Annotated in this window: 21 protein-coding genes and 1 tRNA gene; 19 read left to right on the forward strand and 3 right to left on the reverse strand. The window is 42.3% G+C overall.

Features of this window, described 5'->3' with window-relative positions; all coding sequences use genetic code 11:
* Positions 1-42 precede the first annotated feature (42 nt).
* From Q8J82_RS04215 to Q8J82_RS04245, 7 genes are all read left to right on the forward strand, one after another.
* Positions 43-642 (forward strand): LemA family protein, encoded by a 600-nt coding sequence (locus Q8J82_RS04215; RefSeq protein ID WP_305327805.1) that lies wholly within the window; start codon positions 43-45, stop codon positions 640-642.
* Positions 643-684: 42 nt separating this feature from the next.
* Positions 685-1,539: a YgcG family protein gene (locus Q8J82_RS04220; protein ID WP_370868624.1), complete on the forward strand. Its 855-nt coding sequence runs from the start codon at positions 685-687 to the stop codon at positions 1,537-1,539.
* Positions 1,539-2,045 (forward strand): TPM domain-containing protein, encoded by a 507-nt coding sequence (locus Q8J82_RS04225; protein WP_305327807.1) that lies wholly within the window; start codon positions 1,539-1,541, stop codon positions 2,043-2,045. The genes Q8J82_RS04220 and Q8J82_RS04225 overlap by 1 nt, the downstream gene beginning before the upstream one ends.
* The gene (locus Q8J82_RS04230) at positions 2,014-2,655 is read left to right on the forward strand and encodes a hypothetical protein (protein WP_305327808.1); all 642 of its coding nucleotides are present in this window, start codon (positions 2,014-2,016) and stop codon (positions 2,653-2,655) included. The genes Q8J82_RS04225 and Q8J82_RS04230 overlap by 32 nt, the downstream gene beginning before the upstream one ends.
* A 123-nt stretch (positions 2,656-2,778) precedes the next feature.
* The gene (locus Q8J82_RS04235; protein WP_305327961.1) at positions 2,779-4,503 is read left to right on the forward strand and encodes a proline--tRNA ligase; all 1,725 of its coding nucleotides are present in this window, start codon (positions 2,779-2,781) and stop codon (positions 4,501-4,503) included.
* 60 nt (positions 4,504-4,563) lie between these two features.
* A complete protein-coding gene (locus Q8J82_RS04240; protein ID WP_370653568.1) occupies positions 4,564-5,139 on the forward strand; it encodes a lytic transglycosylase domain-containing protein in 576 nt (191 codons plus the stop codon).
* 214 nt (positions 5,140-5,353) lie between these two features.
* Positions 5,354-5,857 (forward strand): DUF1097 domain-containing protein, encoded by a 504-nt coding sequence (locus Q8J82_RS04245; RefSeq protein WP_305327340.1) that lies wholly within the window; start codon positions 5,354-5,356, stop codon positions 5,855-5,857.
* Positions 5,858-5,960: 103 nt separating this feature from the next.
* On the opposite strand, the gene Q8J82_RS04250 is transcribed toward Q8J82_RS04245, so the two are convergent.
* Positions 5,961-6,830, reverse strand: coding sequence for a hypothetical protein (locus Q8J82_RS04250; RefSeq protein WP_305327809.1), 870 nt, complete (start codon positions 6,828-6,830; stop codon positions 5,961-5,963).
* A gap of 101 nt (positions 6,831-6,931) precedes the next feature.
* Complete coding sequence (queA, locus tag Q8J82_RS04255; RefSeq protein ID WP_305327810.1) at positions 6,932-7,984, reverse strand: tRNA preQ1(34) S-adenosylmethionine ribosyltransferase-isomerase QueA; 1,053 nt, start codon at positions 7,982-7,984, stop codon at positions 6,932-6,934.
* A gap of 61 nt (positions 7,985-8,045) precedes the next feature.
* On the opposite strand from queA, the gene Q8J82_RS04260 reads away from it, so the two are divergent.
* From Q8J82_RS04260 to Q8J82_RS04285, 6 genes are all read left to right on the forward strand, one after another.
* A tRNA-Leu gene (locus tag Q8J82_RS04260) sits at positions 8,046-8,130 on the forward strand.
* Between the two features lie 309 nt (positions 8,131-8,439).
* Positions 8,440-9,006, forward strand: coding sequence for a DUF2244 domain-containing protein (locus tag Q8J82_RS04265; protein ID WP_305327811.1), 567 nt, complete (start codon positions 8,440-8,442; stop codon positions 9,004-9,006).
* Between the two features lie 20 nt (positions 9,007-9,026).
* A complete protein-coding gene (gene coxB / locus Q8J82_RS04270) occupies positions 9,027-10,199 on the forward strand; it encodes a cytochrome c oxidase subunit II (protein WP_305326763.1) in 1,173 nt (390 codons plus the stop codon).
* A gap of 65 nt (positions 10,200-10,264) precedes the next feature.
* A complete protein-coding gene (gene ctaD, locus Q8J82_RS04275) occupies positions 10,265-11,857 on the forward strand; it encodes a cytochrome c oxidase subunit I (RefSeq protein WP_304890818.1) in 1,593 nt (530 codons plus the stop codon).
* 179 nt (positions 11,858-12,036) lie between these two features.
* Positions 12,037-12,609, forward strand: coding sequence for a cytochrome c oxidase assembly protein (locus Q8J82_RS04280; RefSeq protein ID WP_304890817.1), 573 nt, complete (start codon positions 12,037-12,039; stop codon positions 12,607-12,609).
* 90 nt (positions 12,610-12,699) lie between these two features.
* Positions 12,700-13,608, forward strand: a complete 909-nt coding sequence (locus tag Q8J82_RS04285; RefSeq protein WP_305327812.1) for a cytochrome c oxidase subunit 3 — start codon at positions 12,700-12,702, stop codon at positions 13,606-13,608.
* An 89-nt stretch (positions 13,609-13,697) separates the two neighbouring features.
* On the opposite strand, the gene Q8J82_RS04290 is transcribed toward Q8J82_RS04285, so the two are convergent.
* The gene (locus Q8J82_RS04290) at positions 13,698-13,892 is read right to left on the reverse strand and encodes a twin transmembrane helix small protein (RefSeq protein WP_304890815.1); all 195 of its coding nucleotides are present in this window, start codon (positions 13,890-13,892) and stop codon (positions 13,698-13,700) included.
* A gap of 32 nt (positions 13,893-13,924) precedes the next feature.
* On the opposite strand from Q8J82_RS04290, the gene Q8J82_RS04295 reads away from it, so the two are divergent.
* The 6 genes from Q8J82_RS04295 to parC all read left to right on the forward strand — a co-directional run bounded on the left by Q8J82_RS04295 (position 13,925) and on the right by parC (position 22,170).
* On the forward strand, positions 13,925-14,776 hold the full coding sequence (locus Q8J82_RS04295) for an SURF1 family protein (protein ID WP_305327813.1): 852 nt from the start codon (positions 13,925-13,927) through the stop codon (positions 14,774-14,776).
* A gap of 78 nt (positions 14,777-14,854) precedes the next feature.
* Entirely contained in the window at positions 14,855-15,466 is a 612-nt protein-coding gene (locus Q8J82_RS04300; RefSeq protein WP_305327814.1) for a hypothetical protein, read from the forward strand.
* Between the two features lies 1 nt (position 15,467).
* Positions 15,468-16,475 (forward strand): heme A synthase, encoded by a 1,008-nt coding sequence (locus Q8J82_RS04305; RefSeq protein WP_305327815.1) that lies wholly within the window; start codon positions 15,468-15,470, stop codon positions 16,473-16,475.
* A gap of 85 nt (positions 16,476-16,560) precedes the next feature.
* Positions 16,561-17,463 (forward strand): heme o synthase, encoded by a 903-nt coding sequence (gene cyoE / locus Q8J82_RS04310; protein ID WP_304890821.1) that lies wholly within the window; start codon positions 16,561-16,563, stop codon positions 17,461-17,463.
* A gap of 426 nt (positions 17,464-17,889) precedes the next feature.
* A complete protein-coding gene (locus Q8J82_RS04315; protein WP_304890811.1) occupies positions 17,890-19,875 on the forward strand; it encodes a DNA topoisomerase IV subunit B in 1,986 nt (661 codons plus the stop codon).
* Positions 19,876-22,170 carry a DNA topoisomerase IV subunit A gene (parC, locus tag Q8J82_RS04320; RefSeq protein ID WP_305327816.1) on the forward strand — a complete coding sequence of 765 codons (2,295 nt, stop codon included), beginning with the start codon at positions 19,876-19,878 and terminating at the stop codon, positions 22,168-22,170. It abuts the gene before it with no gap.
* Positions 22,171-22,222 lie beyond the last annotated feature (52 nt).

Here is a 22,222-nt window from a genome sequence, read left to right on the forward strand (position 1 = left end):
ATTGACGGCTTTATAACTTTGATTTATTCGTAAGGAATGGACATGCAAAAAATCTACCTAAAATTATTGACAGCTTTACTGTTGTTAAACTTAACTGGCTGTGGCTACAACAAATTTCAATCATTAGACGAAGAGGTAAAAGCTAGCTGGTCTGAAGTACTTAACCAATATCAACGTCGTGCAGATTTAGTGCCTAATTTGGTGAATGTAGTTAAGGGTTATGCTGCGCATGAAAAAGAAGTGCTGACACAAGTTGCAGATGCGCGTTCGCGCGTTGGCAGTATGCAGGTCACAGCAGAAGTGCTGAATGACCCAGAGGCATTTGCTAAATTTCAAGCGGCACAAGGACAGATGACCTCTGCTTTATCCCGCTTAATGGCGATTGCAGAAAACTACCCAAACTTGAAGGCCGACCAAGGCTTTAGAGACTTGCAAGCTCAGCTTGAGGGTACTGAAAATCGCATTACAGTCGCGAGGAATCGTTATATTGAAACGATTAAAGGCTATAACGTCGCGGTACGTTCTTTCCCGGAAAACCTAACTGCGATGATGTTTGGGTACAAAACCAAGCCATCATTTATTGTGGAAAATGAGAAGGCAATCTCGGTAGCGCCAACTGTGGATTTTGGTGATAAGAAGTAGCAGTCATTATTTGACCTATCATTTCAAATTAGTAATAAAGTGATTTCTCAGCTAAAAGCGAGCTTGCTCGTGCTTTGCGCGATACTGTTATTTGCTTCATGCAATGTGCGAGCTGAGTTGGCTGCTATTCCAGCAATTGAAAAACGTGTCACCGATTTAACTCAAACTCTAACACAGGATCAGCAAAGCCAGCTCGAAGCCAAATTGGCAACTTTCGAGCAACAAAAAGGCAGTCAAATAGCGGTGTTAATCGTACCAACTACAAAGCCGGAAGAAATAGAGCAATATAGTATTCGAGTGGTTGATGCTTGGAAGCTAGGGCGAGAAAAACAAGATGATGGTGTGTTGGTTTTGGTTGCAAAAAATGACCGTAAAATGCGCATTGAAGTAGGGTATGGTTTAGAAGGTGCGATTCCGGATTTAACAGCAAAACGTATTATCAGCGAGATTATGACACCCAGTTTTAAGCAGGGTGACTTTTATGGCGGTATTAACAATGCCACTGATAAGCTTATTGGCTTGGTATCAGGTGAGCAACTGGCTCCACCTGCGTCGCCAGCATTTAATAGCAAGAGTTTTGAAAACATGTTGCCAATTTTGCTGTTTGGCGGGCTTATACTAGGCGGCATATTGCGCGCTATGTTTGGTAATTTCTTTGGTGGCGTACTCAATGGCGGTGCTATTGGTATACTGGCTTGGATACTTGGTGGCGGTTTATTGGCGGCGATATTGTTTGGTATTGTGGCATTTTTTATAACACTCGTCGGCCATTCTGGCATGGGCCAAGCGGGTGGTTATGGTGGAGGCTATGGAGGCGGCAGAAGTAGTGGTGGCAGCGATCCATTTTCTGGTGGCGGTGGCGGTTTTGGTGGCGGTGGCGCGTCTGGAGATTGGTAATGTCACTCAAATTCATCCAGCGGTTATTTAAGCATCTCTTTGTTTTGCCAGGGGCGGTCAGGCGGTATTTCCCTGCAGACTCTATGCGGCACATCGAAGCAGCCATTGCTGCCAGCGAAAGTTCACACATGGGCGAGATTCGTTTCGTGGTTGAATCCAATTTGCATATATTTGATATTTTTAGAGGAAAATCAGCCAAAAAACGCGCAATTGAAGTGTTTTCACAATTCCATGTGTGGGATACCGCGCAGAATAACGGCGTGTTAATTTACTTGCTGTTAGCCGACCGTGACTTTGAGATTTTGGCAGATCGCGGCGTTCATCAGCATGTTGGCAATCAAGGTTGGGAAAAGATAAGCCATGAGATGGAGGCTATGTTTAGACACGGTCAATTTGAAGGTGGGGTGATATATGGCATTGCGCAAATTGGTGCGCTATTGATGCAACACTACCCTATAGATAGTGAAAACGTTAATGAGCTACCCAATACACCTATCATTATTTAGTTTTATATTTTGCTTAATCACTACGTTGAGTGCTGAAGCTGCAGTATCGGATATATCAAAGATTTATCAGGAACAGCCGACGCTGGAAGCATTTGATGTCTGTTTTGGCGGTGGCTGCGCTGAAATTAGGCGAGTTTCACTGAGTCCAGTAGAGTGGTTAAAGGTGGAAGCAATCTTTGCAGATAAAACTAAAGATGCGCAGTTAAAGGCGGAGTTTGAGCGTAAGCAAATTGCAAATGCAATCGGTCTGTTGGAAACTATTGTAGGAGAAAAAATAGGCACTGCCACAGACCGCGCAGGCACGTTTAACAATTCAAAGTTTCCTGGCCAGTTAGATTGCAATGATGAGTCCATCAACACCACGACTTACATGCAATTAATGCATCATTACGGCCTAATAAAATTGCATGCATTAGAAGACATGCGTACACGTAACTTCTTTTTTAACGGATGGCCACATACTACTGCGGTGATTCGCGAAGTTGCTACAGGCCGGCGTTATGCGGTGGATAGCTGGTTTTATGATAATGGCGTGCCCGCTACCATTGTGCCGTTTGAAGTATGGAAGTCTGGCTATATACCAATAGATAGCCCAGTCCAGCGTCATTGAGAGAGGTTTATTCAATGGATTGTTGATGGAATAACCCCGAATAAATACCATAACAATTGCTGACTAAATCACTGATTATATGTAAAATTCGGTCTTTGATTTTTGCACAGACTTGATACCACCATGCGCGCCTCACAATTTTTCTTTAACACCCAAAAAGAAGCCCCCAACGATGCAGAGTTGCAAAGCCATATATTAATGGTGCGTGCTGGATTGATTAAACGTTTAGGTTCTGGTCTTTACAGCTGGATGCCGCTAGGCTTGCGCGTATTGCGTAAAGTTGAGGCCATCGTGCGCGATGAAATGAATAAAGCGGGTGCGCTTGAGCTGTTGATGCCAGCCGTACAACCAAGAGAGCTATGGGATGAAACGGGTCGCTGGGCAGTGTTTGGCCCACAAATGCTCAAAATTACAGATCGCCACTCACGTGAGTTTTGTTTTGGCCCAACGCATGAAGAAGTGATTACCGACATTGCACGTTCAGAAATCCGCAGTTATAAACAGCTACCACTCAATTTCTATCAAGTTCAAACTAAGTTCCGTGATGAGATTCGCCCGCGCTTTGGTGTGATGCGTGCACGTGAATTTATGATGAAAGATGCTTACTCTTTTCATGCGGATTTTGCTTCGCTAGAGCAAACTTATCAAACTATGTTTCAGGCCTACAGCAATGTATTTAATCGTTTAGGCCTAAAGTTTCGTGCAGTAAAAGCCGATACAGGTGCTATAGGCGGTGATGGTTCGCATGAGTTTCACGTACTTGCTGATTCTGGTGAAGATGGCTTAGCTTATTGCGAAACCTCGGATTATGCAGCGAACGTAGAGCTTGCAGAGGCTTTGCCGGCAAGTAGCAGCCGAAGTGCTGCGACCGAGATGATGCGCGAAGTGGAAACGCCTAAGCAAACCGCTTGCGAAGATGTCGCGAAGTTATTGGGTATCAGCATAGAGCGAACAGTCAAAGCAATTGCTCTGATAGCTAAAACTGAGCCTGCAAATGAAAAGTTTTATTTAGCATTGTTGCGTGGCGACCATACTTTAAATGAGGTAAAAGTCGGAAAGTTGACAGGTTTGTCAGATTTCAGGTTTGCTACAGAAGAAGAAATACGCGCTAACCTGAGTTGCCCACCTGGATTCATCGGGCCAGTAAATGTGAGCGAAAACGTGACCATCATTTCAGATAGAACGGTTGCAGCGATGAGTGATTTTGTTTGTGGCGCCAATAAGCCTAAGTTTCACTTGGCTGGCGTGAATTTTGCTAGAGATTTACCAGAGCCAGGTTTAGTGGCGGATATCCGCAATGTGGTCAAAGGTGATGCTAGTCCGGATGGTAAAGGCACATTATCACTTTGCCGTGGCATTGAAGTAGGCCATATTTTTCAGCTGCGTACTAAGTACTCAGAAGCCATGAATGCCACCTATCTAGATGAAAATGGTCAGACAAAGGTAATGGAAATGGGTTGTTATGGTATCGGCGTATCGCGTATTGTAGGTGCAGCTATTGAGCAAGGGAACGACGAGCGCGGAATAGTGTTCCCTGTCAGCATGGCACCTTTTACGGTAGCGATTTGCCCGATTGGCTATGATAAATCAGAGGCTGTTTCATTGGCAGCTAATAAAATGTACGATGACTTGTTAGCCGCAGATGTTGATGTGATGTTAGACGACAGGGGTGAGCGCCCAGGCGTGATGTTCGCCGAGGCAGATTTAATGGGCATTCCGCATCGCTTGGTGATAGGTGAGCGCGGTTTAGCTGAAGGTGCTGTGGAGTATAAAGGGAGAACTGATGCAGAAGGGCAGTCAGTTCTATTATCGAATATAGTTGAGTTTATGCAAAAAGTGGCACTATAATCAAACATGCTTAAATTGTTACAAATGACATTATTTGCTTTGATTGGAACTTTAGTTTCAATGACTAGCATTGCTGGATCTCAGCGCGAAGAGCCTTTGTCGAATAGTGTAAAGGCTTTGATGCAGCGCAGTATCAGCGACAGAGCCTCGCCAAAACTTGTATTTGCAACACAGGAAGAAGGTCAAGCATGGTTAAATGAAATGTCCCGGCGCTTACAAAAGCGTATTCCAGATACTTCGTATCGTGAAGATTTTTTACGTACGGTACATTATGAAGCTACCCGTGCTGGCATTGATCCGCAAATGGTACTTGGACTAATTCAAGTGGAAAGTGGCTTTAAAAAATACGCAGTCTCATCGGTAGGCGCACGTGGTTTTATGCAGGTAATGCCATTCTGGGTGCGTAGTATTGGTGCCAATGACCATAATTTGTTTCATTTGCGTCTTAATCTCCGCTATGGATGCACAATTCTGAGGCACTATATTGACATTGAACGTGGTGATTTGTATCGCGCTTTAGGTCGATATAACGGTAGTTTAGGTAAGCCGCAGTATCCAAATCTAGTGCTTGGTGCCTGGCGTAAAAATTGGGATTACGCACCAAAAAACTGGGATTACGCACCAAAAAATATCTAAAATCGGATGTTTTTATCAGTTTACGTACATTTTGCACTAGATTAGTGCTAAAAAGTATCGCAAAAAAGTTTACATTTTTGTAAAAATCATTCAGTATTCCCCTCAGCGTTTATATGTTAGGGGTGAATTCTTCGCACTATTCCGAATAAGCCCTCGCACATTACGTTGCTATTCGAATTAACTTGCTACTCAATATAATAATTAGGAGAAAAGTATGTCGAAATTAACTGCACTTGCATTAAGTATTGCTGTTTTAGGGGGTGTGTGGGCATTTTTAGCGTTAAACCCACTCGCTGGTGCTGCATTGGTATGGGTTGGTTTTATCGCATGGGGTTGCTATTTTCACACGGGTGGTGATGGTGCTGCATTGCAAAAAACAATTGCAGGGATGATATTTGGTGCGGTCATGGCTGGTATTGCTTTGTATCTGGTAAGCTCTGGCACGCTAGGTGGTTTAGGTGTTTTAGCAGCTCCTGTCATTATTGCAGTAACCGTGTTTCCGTTAGTGATTGTAGCGGGAATTAACTTGTTATCAGTAGTTCCTGCTAATGTGTATGGTTACGCCGCAACGGCAGGCTTGGCATTAACAGCTGGTACAGCAGGCAATGCAATGGCGATGAATATGACAAATCCAGTGTTATTAGTGGCAGTTTCAGTTGTGCTTGGCGCATTATTCGGTATGGCTTCTGGAAAGTTAGCTGGTATGCTTGGAAAATAATTTTAGCTTAAATTTTAAGTGAAATAAAAAACCGCCTATTAGGCGGTTTTTTATTTGTGAATTGAAACTCAAAACTGAATATTAACGGTTGTTAGGTTTAGTTTTATTTTAAGACCTTAAAGCCATAATAAGTGCCAAACTCACCCTCTGACTCATGGTATACAAACATCATGTCATTGGCATAGCCAGCACCATTGTGATGGTTATGTGAACGCAGTTTTAAATCTTTTGGCAGTGCGCTCTTACTGACATATTTGCCACTTAAATCAAAAATCAATACCGACTTATGATCAATATCAAGCAACGCAAGTTCTTCACCTTTTGCACCGGTGTAAGCCACAAAATAATCGCTTACATCATCAAATGCTGCGCCTGCGCTAGCTAGGTCTAGGTTTATTTCACGAACATACTCGCGCTGCTTTAGATCAACCATCAACACCTTGTTGCTGCGACCCTGTTTTGCATAATACTGATTGGCCTCATGGTTATAGCTTGGCATAGTATTGGCATCACCAAAGGCTGGGTTGAATCCAAAGATGTCAGTAGAGGTGTCTTTGACTTCACCAGATTCGGTAAGGTCAATTGAGAAAATACCTGTGTTAGGTGTGAAGCCACCAAAACTAGAAATATTATAGGTAATAGTTTCTAAGTTTTTTGAATTTAGATTGTAATAAATCGAGCGATTGTCATAGCCAGGTCGGGCAGAGTTGACGTATTTTCCTTCATTATCATAAGCATGAATCTGTGATTTTGAGATAGGAGCTTCAATTTCGCTACCCATAGGTGCCAATCCGCCATCTGCAATGTAGTAGCGTTTTAAACCAGGAATATATGCCACAGTCATTGGGCGTGTGCTTGGTTTCTGTACTAATGGAATCCTAATGCCAACTTCAGCATTGGGTAGAATCGCAGCATGTATTGGCTGTAGTGCTCCTGCTAAGGCAATTGAAAATATCGCTGTTGAAATACGCATAATTAATCTTTCATTTAATACTGAATTAGGAATGTTTGGTTATAAAGCCTGCTGAGTTTAGTCAATGTTGGGTCTGCATTCGTTCAGCCAACAATATTAAGTTACGCATTAGTCTGCTTTTCCAGCAGCATGGCATCACCATAACTAAAAAAACGATAATGCTTGGCTATAGCGTGCTGATAAGCTCTTTTAATATTTTCTACACCGGCAAATGCGGACACTAGCATGAGTAAGGTGCTCTTAGGTAAATGAAAGTTAGTAAATAAACGATCTACGACTTTAAAATGATAACCAGGTGTAATGAATATGTTGGTTTCGCCACTTCCAACTTGTAAATGACCATCAGTATTAGTGTCACTTATACGAGCAGCACTTTCTAATGCACGTAATACAGTCGTGCCAACGGCAGTAACTTTACCGCCATGCATTTTTGTTTCGGTAATCATGTCAATCGTGGTTTGCGAAATACTATAGAGCTCGCTGTGCATTATATGCTCATGAATATTTTCCACGCGCACTGGTTGAAAAGTGCCAGCGCCAACATGCAGGGTTACATACGCAATATTGATGCCTTTTTCTTTAAGCGTCTGTAAAACAGACTCATTAAAATGCAAACCAGCAGTGGGTGCCGCAACGGCACCTAGGTGTTTGCTAAACACGGTTTGGTAACGTTCTTCATCTTCACTTGTGGCTTTATGAGTAATATAGGGTGGCAAAGGCAATGCGCCGTATTGTTCAAGTAGGTCCAGTACAGAGAATTCGCTTAAAAATCGTAACTCAAATAAATCATCGTGACGTGCTGTGACTTCTACATCAAAAGCGTTAGCAAGTTTGATGCGGCTGCCTATTTTTGGTGCCCGAGATGCCCGCATGTGTGCATAAGCAATGTGCTGGTTGATGACACGCTCTATTAAAACCTCAATATTACCACCGCTATGCTTATGACCGAATAAACGCGCCTTGATCACACGCGTGTCGTTAAATATCAATAAATCACCAGCTTGTAAGCAATCAGGTAATTCTATAAATGCTTTATCCGCCAGGTGGTTGTCTATAGCATTGAGGTGCAACATACGACTGGCGGACCTATCAGCGGTAGGGTGTTGTGCAATTAATTCGTTGGGTAAATAAAAATCGAAATCTTCTGTTCGCATAATTCTCAGAGCTTGCTATAATAGCGACGTTGCAATTATACAGTAATGTGTATTCCCAAAAGCCCGGGTGGCGGAATTGGTAGACGCACGGGACTCAAAATCCCGCGCAGCAATGCGTGCCGGTTCGATTCCGGCCCCGGGCACCAATAAAAAACAATGACTTGCATTTTGCAGGTCATTTTTTTTGCCCATTTTCGTTGCGCAGTTGTTACGCAAAAAAAATCTATTAGAATAAGCGTTAAAAATGTATATTTATCGTAACGATTTTTCCGTTCATGTGCCCAAAAAGCCGTCATGCTGAAGTGTGTTCTGAATTTTGTGTAAATGGCGGTTAATTGCCACTGAGGCATCTTCTAATCATGCTTGTTTACCTGGCAAAGCTCATTCAACTAAATTTTAAACTTATCTAAATTGTTACAAAGTTGTAACAATTCGCTTGAGTGTAAGTTTTTTTTATGCTACTTTTTGATGTGCGTCAAATTGTCGCACCTCTAATGACTGTAAGAGGTTTAATTTTATGCTTGCTTATTGAAAAACAGTATATGGCAATGTCTGATTTAGGTTTCAAGATTATTGTAAGGCCAAATAATTCACTGACGCCTGAGGCTGGTCTGAAAGTGCTTGCTGGATTGGCTGCAATAATTTTGGTAGTGGGGTTGGGGTTCTCGCGTATCGGCGCATGGTGGGTGTTGCCTTTCGCTGGGCTAGAGATTTTGGCATTTGCTTACGCTTTTCACTATATTCGAATACATTCAGGTGATTTTGAAAGTATTACGATAGAAAATGACCAGATAGTAATAGAAAAAAGAAATTATAAGGAAGTCACTACAACCGTATTTCAAGCGCATTGGGCGCAAATAAGTGTGCGTGGTGTAGCTGGCGGCAAGGGTGCAATTGGAAAAAGCGGACTGTTTATTCGTTCGCATGGAAAAGAAATTGAGTTTGGTAGAAATTTTATAAATGATGAGCAACGTGCGGAACTAGCGCGTAAGCTTAAACAAAAATTAAAAAATATTTATTAATTAGTTTTGGAGCATGTTTTATGCAAGTTTTTAAAAAAATTGGCTTAGGGTTGTTTGCATTCCTAGCCTCGCTCAATGCGTATGCTGAATATTCCTGGAATTTCCCTGAGCCAGTAACGCCAATGGCGTTAGATACATTGCACGTGCACAACAAATTTATGTTAATTACGATGGCAATATTTGTAGTCGTGCTCGCTATTATGATTTATTCGATTTTTGCACATCGTAAAAGCAAAGGTTACAAAGCAGTAGCTGATAAAGCGCCATCAACTGCGGTTGAAATTTTCTGGACGCTTGTACCGTTTGTAATTTTATTACTAATTGACTTTGTGATAATGGGTATTCCAGCGTATCACAGTGTGATTATGATGGAGGATACGCGTGATAAAGCTACGATGGTTGTAAAAGTCACAGGGTCTCAATGGCGCTGGCAGTATGAATATATGGACGGAGACGCCAAGGGTATTAAATTCGTAAGTAACTTGTCTACGCCAAAAGAGCAGACGGATAAAGGTTTTGACGGTAAAAAAGATGAACAGTATCTGCTTGAAGTTGATAATCGACTGGTGTTGCCGGTGGGTGAAAAAGTACGTATTTTGATGACCGCAACTGATGTTATGCACAACTGGTGGGTGCCGCAATTTGGTTCTTCACGCCTTGCCGTGCCAGGATTTATTCGTGAAACATGGGTGCAGGTTGATAAAGCGGGCACTTATCGCGGTCAATGTAAGGAGTTGTGTGGCAAAGGTCACGGTTACATGCCAGTAGTGGTTGATGCTGTGCCGATGAATGAGTTCAAAGTATGGGTAGCCACCAAAAAAGAAGAGCTAGCAAAAGCAGATGCGGGTGCTGATAAGGAGTGGACAAAAGAAGAGCTTGTTGCTACTGGCAAGGGTGTTTACGATAAAAACTGTGCGGTATGTCACCAAGTGAGTGGTGCCGGTCTGCCACCAGCTTTCCCTGCATTAACAGGAAGTAAAGCTGTAACGTCACCTATTTTTGGTGAAGATGGTAAGTATCTGAAGGACGGGCATCTGGATCGCGTGTTGAATGGTATACGTGTGATGCCCGGATGGAAAGCGTTGCTTAATGATACGGAAATTGCGTCAGTCATTACCTATGAGCGAAACGCTTTAGGAAATAGTGTCGGCGATGTATTGCAACCAGCGCAAGTTAAAGCTGCTCGCCAGTAAGTAATTGTCGCAATTTGAGTTTAAACAATAATTAATTATTTAGTTTGAGTAATTAGGAGATAGCAATGAGTACAACAACGACAGCACATCATGAAGAACATGCTGAACACCCGACAGGGATTATGCGCTGGTTGACCACCACCAATCATAAAGACATCGGTACGATGTACCTTACTTTCGCTCTGATTATGTTTTTTGTGGGCGGCGCCATGATTTTGGCTATTCGTGCTGAATTATTTCAGCCTGGTCTTCAGCTATTGAACCCGGAGTTCTTTAATCAGCTGATTGGTGTACATGCCTTGATTATGATTTTTGCCGCATTGATGCCGGCAGCTACAGGATTTGCTAACTGGATGATTCCATTGCAGATTGGTGCGCCAGATATGGCGTTGCCTCGCTTGAACAACTGGGGTTTTTGGTTGTTGCCTCCGTCAGCGATTCTACTAACATTACCATTTACGCTGGCGATGTTCGGTATTGGTGATGGTGCCTTAGCTACGGGTTGGACGTTTTACCCGCCTTTATCTATTCAAGGTGGTATTGGTGTAGATTTTGCAATTTTTGCAGTTCATTTGTTGGGTATTTCTTCTGTGCTAGGTTCAATTAACATTATTGTTACGCTGTTTAATATGCGTGCGCCTGGCATGACACTAATGAAAATGTCTTTGTTTTGCTGGGGTTGGTTGATAACGGCATTCTTATTAGTGGCGACTATTCCTGTTTTAGCTGGCGCAGTCACGATGTTGTTAACAGATCGCCACTTTGGTACTCACTTCTTTGATGCGGCGGGCGGTGGTGATCCAGTCATGTTTCAGCATTTATTTTGGTTTTTTGGCCACCCTGAAGTGTATATTTTATTACTTCCAGTGTGGGGTTTCATTCCACAAATCCTGGAAACCTTCTCACGTAAACCAATGTACGGCTATAAAGCACAAGTGTATTCATTCTGGGCAATTGGTGCATTGTCAGTGGTAGTTTGGGCTCATCACTTTTTTACATCTGGAATGCCAGTACCAGCATTGCTTTACTTCATGTATAGCACAATGGCTATTTCATTGCCGCTAGCGGTGATGTTCTTCTGCTGGATTAAAACAATGTGGAAAGGCTCTATGAGCTTTGAAACGCCAATGTTATTCACGGTGGGCTGGATTATATTGTTTGGTATCGGTGGACTGACAGGCTTGGTGCTTGCTGACGTTGCAGCTGATGCGCAATATCATAATAGTTATTTTGTGGTTGCTCATTTCCATTACACGCTGTTTGCTGGCGGCATCATGGGTATTATGGCTGGAACGTACTTCTGGCTGCCTAAGATGACTGGACATATGTATAACGAGAAGTTAGGTAAGTTGCATTTCTGGTTAACTGCAATTTCATTTAATCTGACGTTTATTCCACAATTCTTCTTAGGTTTGGCTGGTATGCCTCGTCGCATTCCGGACTACGCATTACAGTTTGCTGAATTTAATATGATTTCTTCAATTGCCGCCTTCGTACTTGGTTTGTCACAGTTGATATTTGTTTACAACATTGTGAGTTGTGTAAAAGGTGGTAAAAAAGCGACAGATCGAGTTTGGGAAGGTGCGCATGGCTTGGAGTGGACTTTGCCATCACCACCGCCGTACCATAGCTTTTCTGAGCAACCGACGGTTAAGTAAAGCTGATAGATATTGATGACGTTATTAAAACCCCAGTTTGATGAGTAAGATAATTAAACTGGGTTTGTTTGGATGAATATGGATAACAAAGAAACAAAAACTAAAATCAGCAGTAAAAAAATTGCACTCATTTTAGGGGGCATTGCATTGATTTGGTATGTAGTGTCAATATTTACAATATGGCATCAATAAACGAAATCAAAGCATTAACTGCTAAAGAGCAGCTTGATTTAAAAAACAAATTACTGGTACGTAAGATTTTATGGATGTTGCTGGGTTCGTTGTTGTTTGCTTTTGCACTTGTGCCTTTGTATGACGTTTTATGTAGTTTAACTGGATTGAATGGAAAAACTAACAATTCTACCGCTGTGTTATCAAAGGCAAAAGTAGATAACACGCGTTGGTTAAATGTTCAGTTCACCACGAATGTAATGCCAGGGCTTGGTTGGAATTTTTACCCTAAGCAGACAAGTATCAGGTTACACCCAGGACAAATTGAAACGGTCATATTTATTGCAAAAAATACTACAAATGAAGTGGTGGTCGGCAGGGCGGTTCCAAGTGTTACACCTGGCATTGCAGCCGCCAATCTTAAAAAAATTGAGTGTTTTTGTTTTGTAAACCAATCCCTTAAACCAGGTGAGGAAAAAGAAATGCCCTTACGTTTTTTTGTTAGCCCTGAGCTACCGAAAGATGTTTCTGACATGACGTTATCATATGCATTTTTTCCATCGGTGGATGGTGCTAAGTAAGTACGGTTGTTTGCAGTTTATGGTGAGGTAATGGCGGCTTATTGGCCATTGTAAATTTAATATTTATAAAAAATGCACGGGAGTTATTGCATGGCGACACATTCTAACAATCAATATTACGTACCGCACGGTAGTATATATCCAGCTATCATCTCTATTGGGCTGCTTTCTTTAGCGTCGGGTTTTGTTTTTAGCATAGCTAATAATCAAAGCGCAGATTTAGCTTATCTTCAAACACCTGGTAAATGGATGATGGTTTTTGGCGCGCTTCTCATTCTATCTATGGTATTTAAGTGGATGGGTTCCGTAATTACCGAAAGTTTGACAGGTAGTTATAAAAGTTGGGAAGATAAATCGTTTCGCATTGGCATGATTGTTTTCATTTGTTCTGAACTTGCCTTTTTTGCAGCCTTTTTTGGCGCATTATTTTATATGCGCGTATTGTCTGTGCCAGAGTTGGCATCGTTTGACCCCTTATTCACGCCGTATAAAGACTTTCTAGGCACATGGCCTTCAATAGGTCCTGGCGGCGCGGTATTAGGCGCAGAATATGTGCCAGATCCTAAGTTTATGGCTATGGGCTGGAGTGGCTTGCCAGCAATAAATACGGCTTTATTGTTATCTTCTGGTGCCACTATCACATGGGCACATTGGGCATTGATTAGAAATAATCGTAAACAACTCATTCTTGGCATGGCACTCACCGTGGCGCTTGGCGTAACTTTCCTGATTTGTCAGGGTTTGGAATATCACCATGCCTATACTGAAATGGGCTTAACGCTCGGTAGCGGCGCTTATGGTGCGAGCTTCTTTATGTTGACTGGTTTTCACGGTTTTCATGTGTTGCTCGGTACTTTGATGTTGATCGTTATTCTGCTCCGTTGTATAAAGGGCCATTTTACGCCAGAGCATCACTTTGGTTTTGAAGGTGTCGCGTGGTATTGGCACTTTGTTGACGTAGTTTGGTTAGGTTTGTTTATATTTGTCTATATTCTTTAAAATAAGCCAATAAAAAAGGCGATGCCCATGCATCGCCTTTTTTATTCAACTGATCAAGATGATTGCTAGTAGTAAACCCAGTAATAATGTTAATGACCAATTAGGCCAAAATAGTAGCCTAACATCAATAGGATAAACAATGTAATTGAAAGGCCAATACGTAGAGTGAGGGCTTTCACAGTTCTTTCGCCGCCAGTTTTGTCTTTAGCCAAAAAATAAAGTGCGGAAAATAAACTGCCAATAATCACAATTAAAGCTAAAACAATAAATACTTTTATTAACATGATTTTGCCTAATATGAATTTGAATAAGCATTATGAGTCACACAGGAAACAAATTCAATCGTGAAACAAAAGCAATGATAAAACCCATTCAATTTAGAGTAAATCGTTATATTTTCAGGCCAACACTAATGGGTATAGTAATTACTTTGATATGTATCCCATTATTTATTAAGTTCGGTCTATGGCAATATAATAAAGCACAGCAAAAGCTTGCAATACAAACGGCATATAACCATGCAAAAGTAGATGAGGCCATTCAATTCCCGCTGAATAATATAAAAAATCAACAGTTGGATATTGATGATTGGAAGTTTAAAAAGGTGGCGGTAACGGGGGTATATGATACAAAGTATCAGTTTTTACTAGATAATCAGGTGGAAGGTAAACGAGTTGGCTTTCACGTTATCACCCCTTTAAAAATTGATCATACTTCGCGATACGTGTTAATTAATCGTGGTTGGGTGTTAGGTAAAGATACACATACAGATTTGCCTATATTTAATACCCCTGTGGGGACGCAAACAATCATAGGTCAAATTTGGGTTCCCAGTAAGAAAATATTTACATTAGAAGCTGAGCCTATGGCCGTAAATAGTGGAAAAAGTAATAGCGAACCATGGAAAATGGTTTGGCAGAATATGGATATTGATAAATATAAGCAGCTCGTGCCGTTTACTGTGTCTGATATGGCAATTAAATTGGATCAAAATAGTGAGGCGGGTGGTTTTGTTAGAAACTGGCAGGTGCCAGCAGAGCGTATAACCACGCATATTGGCTATGCCTATCAGTGGTTTGGCTTTGCATTCGCAACGCTGCTTATTTTTATTTACATGAGTTTTACCAAGGATAGGCATGAAATAAAGCCGGAGATAAATGCTAAGTAGTTTAGATATCACCATGTATTTAGATTGGCAATTTATAATGATATTGATATTTACCCTTATTAATTAAATGAGTTTTACATGCAAAACGAACAACAATTACCTGAATTAAAAATGCAGCGTAAAGGTCGCATAATCCTGATTCTGATGCTGATATTTTTTGTTGTACCTATCGCCGTTGTCATCATGATGTATAAATTTAATTGGATGCCAAATGGCGCAAGCGTAGGCGAGTTGGTTCGTCCAGCACGCTTATTAAGCGCAACTGGTGAGTTAAAGAACAGCGAAGGATTGGACTTGCCAAACCAGTTCTGGAAGGATAAGTGGAGTGTTGTATATATTGCTGGCGATTGCCAAAAAAAATGTTTAGATAAATTGCACGATATGCGTCAGTTGCATGTTTCACTTTATAAAGACATGCCACGTGCTCAGCGTGTATTGATGACTACGACTCAAGATGTGAATAGAATTAAACTCGACTATCCTGATTTAATTATCGTTAATCAATCAATCGAAAATATATCAAATTACACAAAGCAGTTTCAAGTCAATGATGAAAACGTAATTTTGAGTAATCGCTTATATTTAGTTGATCCACTTGGCCATTTGATGATGAGTTACCAATCGCAGGTGCCGCTGCCTGAAGTTCGCAAAGATATTACGCGATTGTTAAGATTCTCCTGGGCTGGTTAAGATGTATTTAACTACAAAAATCTACAGGTATTTTAAAGCTTTAGTATTAATCGCTTCAGTTTTAGCATTATGTGTTGCTGTGCTTGGTGCTTATGTCAGGCTTACCGATGCTGGTCTAGGCTGCCCTGACTGGCCAGGTTGTTATGGTACGCTGACCGTGCCGCAAAGTGAAGCGGCGATTGCCAGTGCACAGGCAGGCTACCCGCACAGTACCGTTGAAGTGGGTAAGGCGTGGCGTGAAATGGCACACCGTTACTTAGCTGGTATATTGGGTTTGATTGTTCTGGCTATTTTTATATTCGGATGGCGCGCAAAAGCCGAAATAAAATGTTCCCCGTGGACACCGACCTTTCTACTCGTACTGATTACATTTCAGGCGATGCTGGGTATGTGGACAGTCACAATGTTACTCAAACCAGCCATCGTCAGCGCGCACCTGCTGGGCGGAATGTCGACACTGGCTATTCTAACTTGGCTAGCACATCGGCATTGGGGGCATTACTCCGCGAGTATTGTGAAATCAGGCCGCCTTAAGTTTGCTATACGCTTCGCACTATTGATTCTATTTATGCAGATTTTTTTAGGTGGCTGGACTAGCACCAATTACGCAGCCCTTGCTTGTACTGACTTTCCAACCTGCCACGGCATGTGGGTGCCGGAAATGGATTTTAAAGATGCATTTCACATGGTTCGTGAGTTAGGGCAAAGTGCCAATGGTGGTGGCTTAACGCTTGCTTCAATCACTGCAATTCAGTGGGCGCATCGAGTTGGTGCGCTGATCACCTTTATTTATTTGGGTTTACTGGTGCTCAACATAATGAAGTACTGGCAGTTAAAACGTCTGGGCATAACCTTGTTTGTAGTGCTATGTGCCCAAATTTTGTTAGGAATTTCTAATCTGATATTGCATTTGCCCTTAGTCCTTGCTGTTGCACACAACTTTACTGCGGGCTTGCTAGTGATTATTTTGGTGACGTTAAACTCCAAAATTTCTAGCTCTTCTAGGTAATCTATTACTGATGAACCAGCATCTTTAATCTTATAAGTAGCTTCACATGATAGTTGAATTAAACAAAAGTAAGCGAGAGCGTCAAATGAGTATCAATGCAACCACAATGCAAAGTATAGGCTTAAGCATTAAAAGCTTCTTTTCTCTATGTAAACCTAGAGTCACATCGCTTATCGTATTTACGGCAATTATCGGCATGTACCTCGCCAAACCTGCTGTCGAGGCAATGCCGCTAACGTTGCTGCTTGCAACCACGCTTGGTATCGCATTTGCGTCGGGTGCAGCGGCAGCATTTAATTGCCTGATTGAACATAAAATCGATGCAGTAATGGCGCGCACGCGTGCACGAGCCTTGCCGACAGGCCAAGTTTCTTCAATGCAAACCATGATATTTGCAACCATACTTGGTGGCAGTGGTTTAGCTATACTTTACTTTTATGTAAACCCGCTCACAATGTGGCTAACGTTTGCAACCTTCGTCGGTTATGCGGTTATTTATACTGTATTCTTAAAACCAGCGACACCAATGAACATCGTCATAGGTGGCGCATCAGGTGCCATGCCGCCAATATTAGGCTGGGCAGCAGTAAACAATACCGTTTCACCAGAGTCGCTTATTATGTTTTTAATTATCTTTGCGTGGACCCCGCCGCATTTTTGGGCATTGGCGCTATATAGACGTGAAGAATATGCGAAAGTAGGTATGCCTATGCTACCCGTTACGCACGGCGAGGCGTTTACGCTGCTACATATATTGCTCTATACCATTATTTTGGTGGCGGTATCACTTATGCCTTATGGACTAGGTATGAGTGGCTTAATCTATCTGGTATCAGCAGTTGTTTTAAATGCTATTTTTATGGCCTATGTGATTGGTTTGTATCGACAATATTCAGATGATTTGGCAAAACGTACATTCAAATATTCAATTATTTACTTAACATTACTTTTTGCAGCGCTATTAGTAGACCACTACTGGCTAATTTAGGTGCACTAAGAGCAATTTATAGGGTAACTTTCAAGTTAAAATACAAAATAGCCTGTTTTAAATTGAGATGGTATTGCTGACAAAACAAAAGAGATTGGCTGTCAAGCTAATCTCTTTTGTTTTAGTACGTCTAGGGCTATTCAAATGTCCGGCTCTTTGGTTAATATAAGCTATTTACAAAGGATTCGTGCTACTTAAAACACCCCCTTTTTACCTATGTAAAAAAGAAAGCGGATAGCCTATTTTAAAGTGAGCAATTATTTCCTTTTTGAGAATGGCTATATTGCTGTGTTTGAAATATAAGAAGTTAAATCAGTCACTACTTTAGCAGTGGGGCTACAGCGGGCAAGATGATTTCTATAAATAGTTTGATTAAAGAAAGCTTATTACAAGAACCATCTAGTTTGTAATCTGTAAGGAACATTAATGGCAGAAAAAGAATACAGTGCAGACTCGGTAAGAGTTTTGCGTGGGTTAGAACCAGTACGTGCTAGACCAGGTATGTACACCAGGACAGATTCACCTACGCATATCGTGCAAGAGGTGATTGATAATGCGGCGGATGAAGCACTTGGCGGTCATGCAACACATATTAGCGTTACTATTTATAAGGATGGCGCTGTTGAGGTGTCTGACAATGGCCGAGGTATTCCGGTAGAAATACCTACAGGCGAGTCTCAGCCTGCCGTTGAATTAGTCTTTGTCCAACTGCACGCGGGCGGTAAGTTTGATAAGGAAGACGAAAACAGCTCCTACAGGTTCTCCGGAGGATTGCATGGTGTTGGTGTTTCTGTGACCAATGCGCTATCTACCAGACTAGAAGTAAAAGTCAAAAGAGACGGCAAGGTTCACGGGCTAGTATTTGCTAATGGTGATTGCATAGAGCCGCTAAAAGAAATTGGCAAATGTTTGAAGAAAGATACTGGCACTTCAGTGAAATGCTGGCCAGATCCACAATATTTTGACTCTCCAAGAGTGTCGCTCTCGCAGCTAGAGCATCTAATTAAATCCAAGGCAGTACTTTTACGAGGCGTTAGCGTCACCTTAACGACTGAAGGTGCTGATGGTTTCGATGAGCGTTCATGGACGTATGAAGGTGGGCTACCCCAATATTTAGAAGAAATGATTGGCGAGCGCGATGAGGTTGATAATGAGCCGCCAATTCCTATTATTTCAGGCGAGTTTTACCATAACGAAAGTAATGACGGTATATCAAAAGGCGAAGGCGCTTTATGGGCATTGTCATTTGGCGCAGGCGGTGCGCGCGGTGAATCCTACGTAAACCTTATTCCAACATTATCTGGCGGCACACATGAAGCCGGATTGCGTAATGGCGTATTTGAAGCTATCAAGTCGTTTATGGAGCATCACAGTATGATGCAACGTGGCATTAAGGTTTCATCGGAAGATGTTTGGAATAATGTGTGTTACGTATTGGCGGCAAAAGTATTGGACCCGCAATTCCAAGGACAAACTAAAGAAAAGCTGACTAATCGTGACGCCATGAAAATGGTGGCTTCATCAGTCAAGCCAATCATGGAAACTTGGCTTAGTCAGAATGTTGAGTCTGCAAAGCGTATTTCTGATTTAGTGAATCGCTCTGCGGCTGCTCGAAATAAATCGACGCAGAAAATCGAGAAGCGTAAATCTTCTGGCGTCAATATGATGCCTTCCAAACTTACTGATTGTGAGGCGGCGGGCACGATGGCCGCTGAACTGTTTCTAGTTGAGGGTGATTCTGCTGGTGGTAGCGCCAAGATGGGGCGCAATAATGAATTCCAGTCATTGCTGCCGTTACGCGGCAAAGTGCTGAATACTTGGGAGGTCGATGCCGGGCGTATCTTTGGTAATTCTGAAGTTCATGACATTTTTGTAGCACTAGGTATTGAGCCTCATACCATCAAAGATAATCCTGACTTCTCAGGCCTGCGTTACGGCAAGTTATGCATATTATCCGACGCTGATGTTGACGGCTCGCATATTCAGGTGTTGCTGCTTACCTTGTTATTGCGTCATGCGCCTAAATTGATTGAACGCGGTCATGTTTATATTTCACAACCACCTCTTTATCGAATAGATGTTCCAGCACAGGGTAAGAGTAAGCCTGCCAGAAAAATTTACGTGTCAGATGATGCTGAAAAAGTGTCGACACTGGAAAAGCTCAAGAGAGAGGGTGTTTCCGAGGATAAAGTTGGCATTCAGCGTTTTAAAGGCCTAGGTGAAATGAACCCGGATCAGCTATGGGAAACCACGTTATGTCCCGATACACGTCGGTTAGTGCAAGTGAGAATGCCTGAGGGTGAAGCTAACAGTGCGCATAAGATGTTTGACATGCTGATGGCTAAGAATGAATCTGCCGCCCGTAAAGAGTGGATTGAACGTCGTGGTAATGATGTTGAGGCGGACGTTTAAATGGATAATAGCAATATGATTGAAAATAATGGTGATAATGAGGATGGCGCTGTTGCTATTGGTGAGTATGCTGAAGAAGCCTATCTGGCTTATGCTGTCTCAGTTGTAAAAGGCCGCGCGTTACCGTCAGTAGAGGACGGCCAGAAGCCTGTACAACGACGCATCCTGTTTGCCATGAAAGAAATGGGTTTGGTTGCTGGCGTTAAGCCGGTTAAATCAGCGCGTGTTGTTGGTAATGTGCTTGGTATGTATCATCCGCATGGCGATAGTTCTGCATATGAAGCAGCCGTTCGTCTGGCGCAAGACTTTACACTGCGCTATCCACTTATCGATGGGCAAGGTAACTTTGGCTCTCGAGATGGCGATGGTGCGGCTGCGATGCGATATACCGAAATGCGTTTATCGCCTATTGCTGACCTGCTGCTTTCTGAAATTGATCGTGGTACGGTTGACTTTCAAAATAACTATGACGGTGCTTTTCAAGAGCCGGTAATGCTGCCCGCTAGACTGCCGATGATGCTGCTTAACGGCGCTTCTGGTATTGCTGTTGGTATGGCAACCGAGATGATTCCACATAACATGCGTGAGATCGCAAGCGCTGTTTTACATGTGATGGATAACCCTGATTGCACAACAGAAGAATTGATGGTGCATGTGCCTGGTCCGGATTTTCCTGGCGGCGGACAGTTGATTTCACAAACATCTGATATTCACTCTGTTTATGAAACTGGAAGAGGCTCATTAAGATTGCGGGCTAGGTGGGTGGTTGAGCCAATGGCGCGTGGTCAGTGGCGCATTATCATCAATGAATTACCGCACGGGGTTTCAGTTGAAACGGTCATGGCTGAAATTGAGGCTATTTCTAATCCTAAGCCCAAAAAAGATAAAAAAACGATAGATCAGGATCAGTTGCTGGTTAAACAATCTGTTCTGAGTATGCTTGATTCAGTCAAAAGTGAAGGTAAAAAAGATGTCCGATTAATTCTTGAGCCAAAGACCAGCAAGGTTCCTAGTGAAGAGTTAATGGCATTTCTATTAGTCCACACCAGCATGGAAGTCTCATGCCCGGCCAATATGGTGATGATTGGTACAGATGGCCGTCCTGCGCAAAAAGGATTGGTTAAAATCCTGAAAGAGTGGATTGAGTTTCGTCTCAACGTTGTACGCAGGCGTTGCCAGTTTGACTTGGACAAGATTAATCGTCGCATTCATATTTTGGATGGCCGCTTAATTGCGTTCCTGCATATTGACGAAATCATTAAAGTGATTCGCAATTCAGATGACCCTAAGGCTGATTTGATTACCGCCTTTAAACTAAGTGAAATTCAGGCTGAAGATATTCTAGAAATTCGGTTGCGCCAATTGGCAAGGCTTGAAGGTTTCAAGATTGAACGAGAGTTAAAAGAACTTCGTGAAGAGGCAGGCCGATTGGAAGCGATTTTGGCCAGCGATACTAAATTACGTAGGCTAACAGCTAAAGAAATTAAACAGGATGCTGAAAAATATGGTGATGACCGTCGTACGTTGATTGAACCTGTTGAGCGCATTCAAGGTGGTCAAAAGGCCTTTGTAGTAGATGAGCCTGTGACTATTATGCTTTCTAAGAACGGCTGGATTAGATCTAGGCAAGGCCACGGCGTTGACCGTGAATCTATTGTATGGAAAGCAGGAGACGGTGAATTCTCAGTTCTTGACACGCGAACTACGCTGCCAATTGTATTGATGGATACAAACGGTCGATGTTACTCATTTGATGCATCTAGTGTTCCTGGCGGCAAGGGAGATGGCATTCCGGTTAGCTCTATTATAGAGATTCAGAACGGTGCAAAATTGGTGCATGCACTCTCTGGAAAGGATGAGGATAGATACCTGTTTAGCACATCAAATAGCTATGGATTCATTGCGCCATTGAAAGGGCTTATTGCCAGACCTAAGACAGGTAAGGCCTTTATGAAGCCTGAAGATGGTGCAACCATTAACCCGCCTATTAAATTGAATGAAAGTACCCATGTTGCGGTAACTTCGTCCGAGAATAAACTACTGGTATTTCAAATCAGTGAAATAAATGAATATCCAAATGGCGGCAAAGGCGTGAGAATGATGGATATTCCTGATGGGGTATCAATTACACGAGTTGAATTGTGTGATGGAACATCTGCGAGCATTATTATCAAAGGTAAAACAAAAACAATTATCGGTGAAGATATGAGCAGATATCTGCTGAAGCGAGCCAGAAAGGGTTGTTTGATCAATACCAATAATAATAGTCAATCCAGACAGGGAAAATTGCTTTAGACGTGATAGTTTTGCAGTCAACGACAACCTAACAATTTGTTTAGGCAGTCTA

The sequence above is a fragment of the Methylotenera sp. genome (assembly GCF_030684185.1).
Classification (GTDB): Bacteria; Pseudomonadota; Gammaproteobacteria; order Burkholderiales; family Methylophilaceae; genus Methylotenera.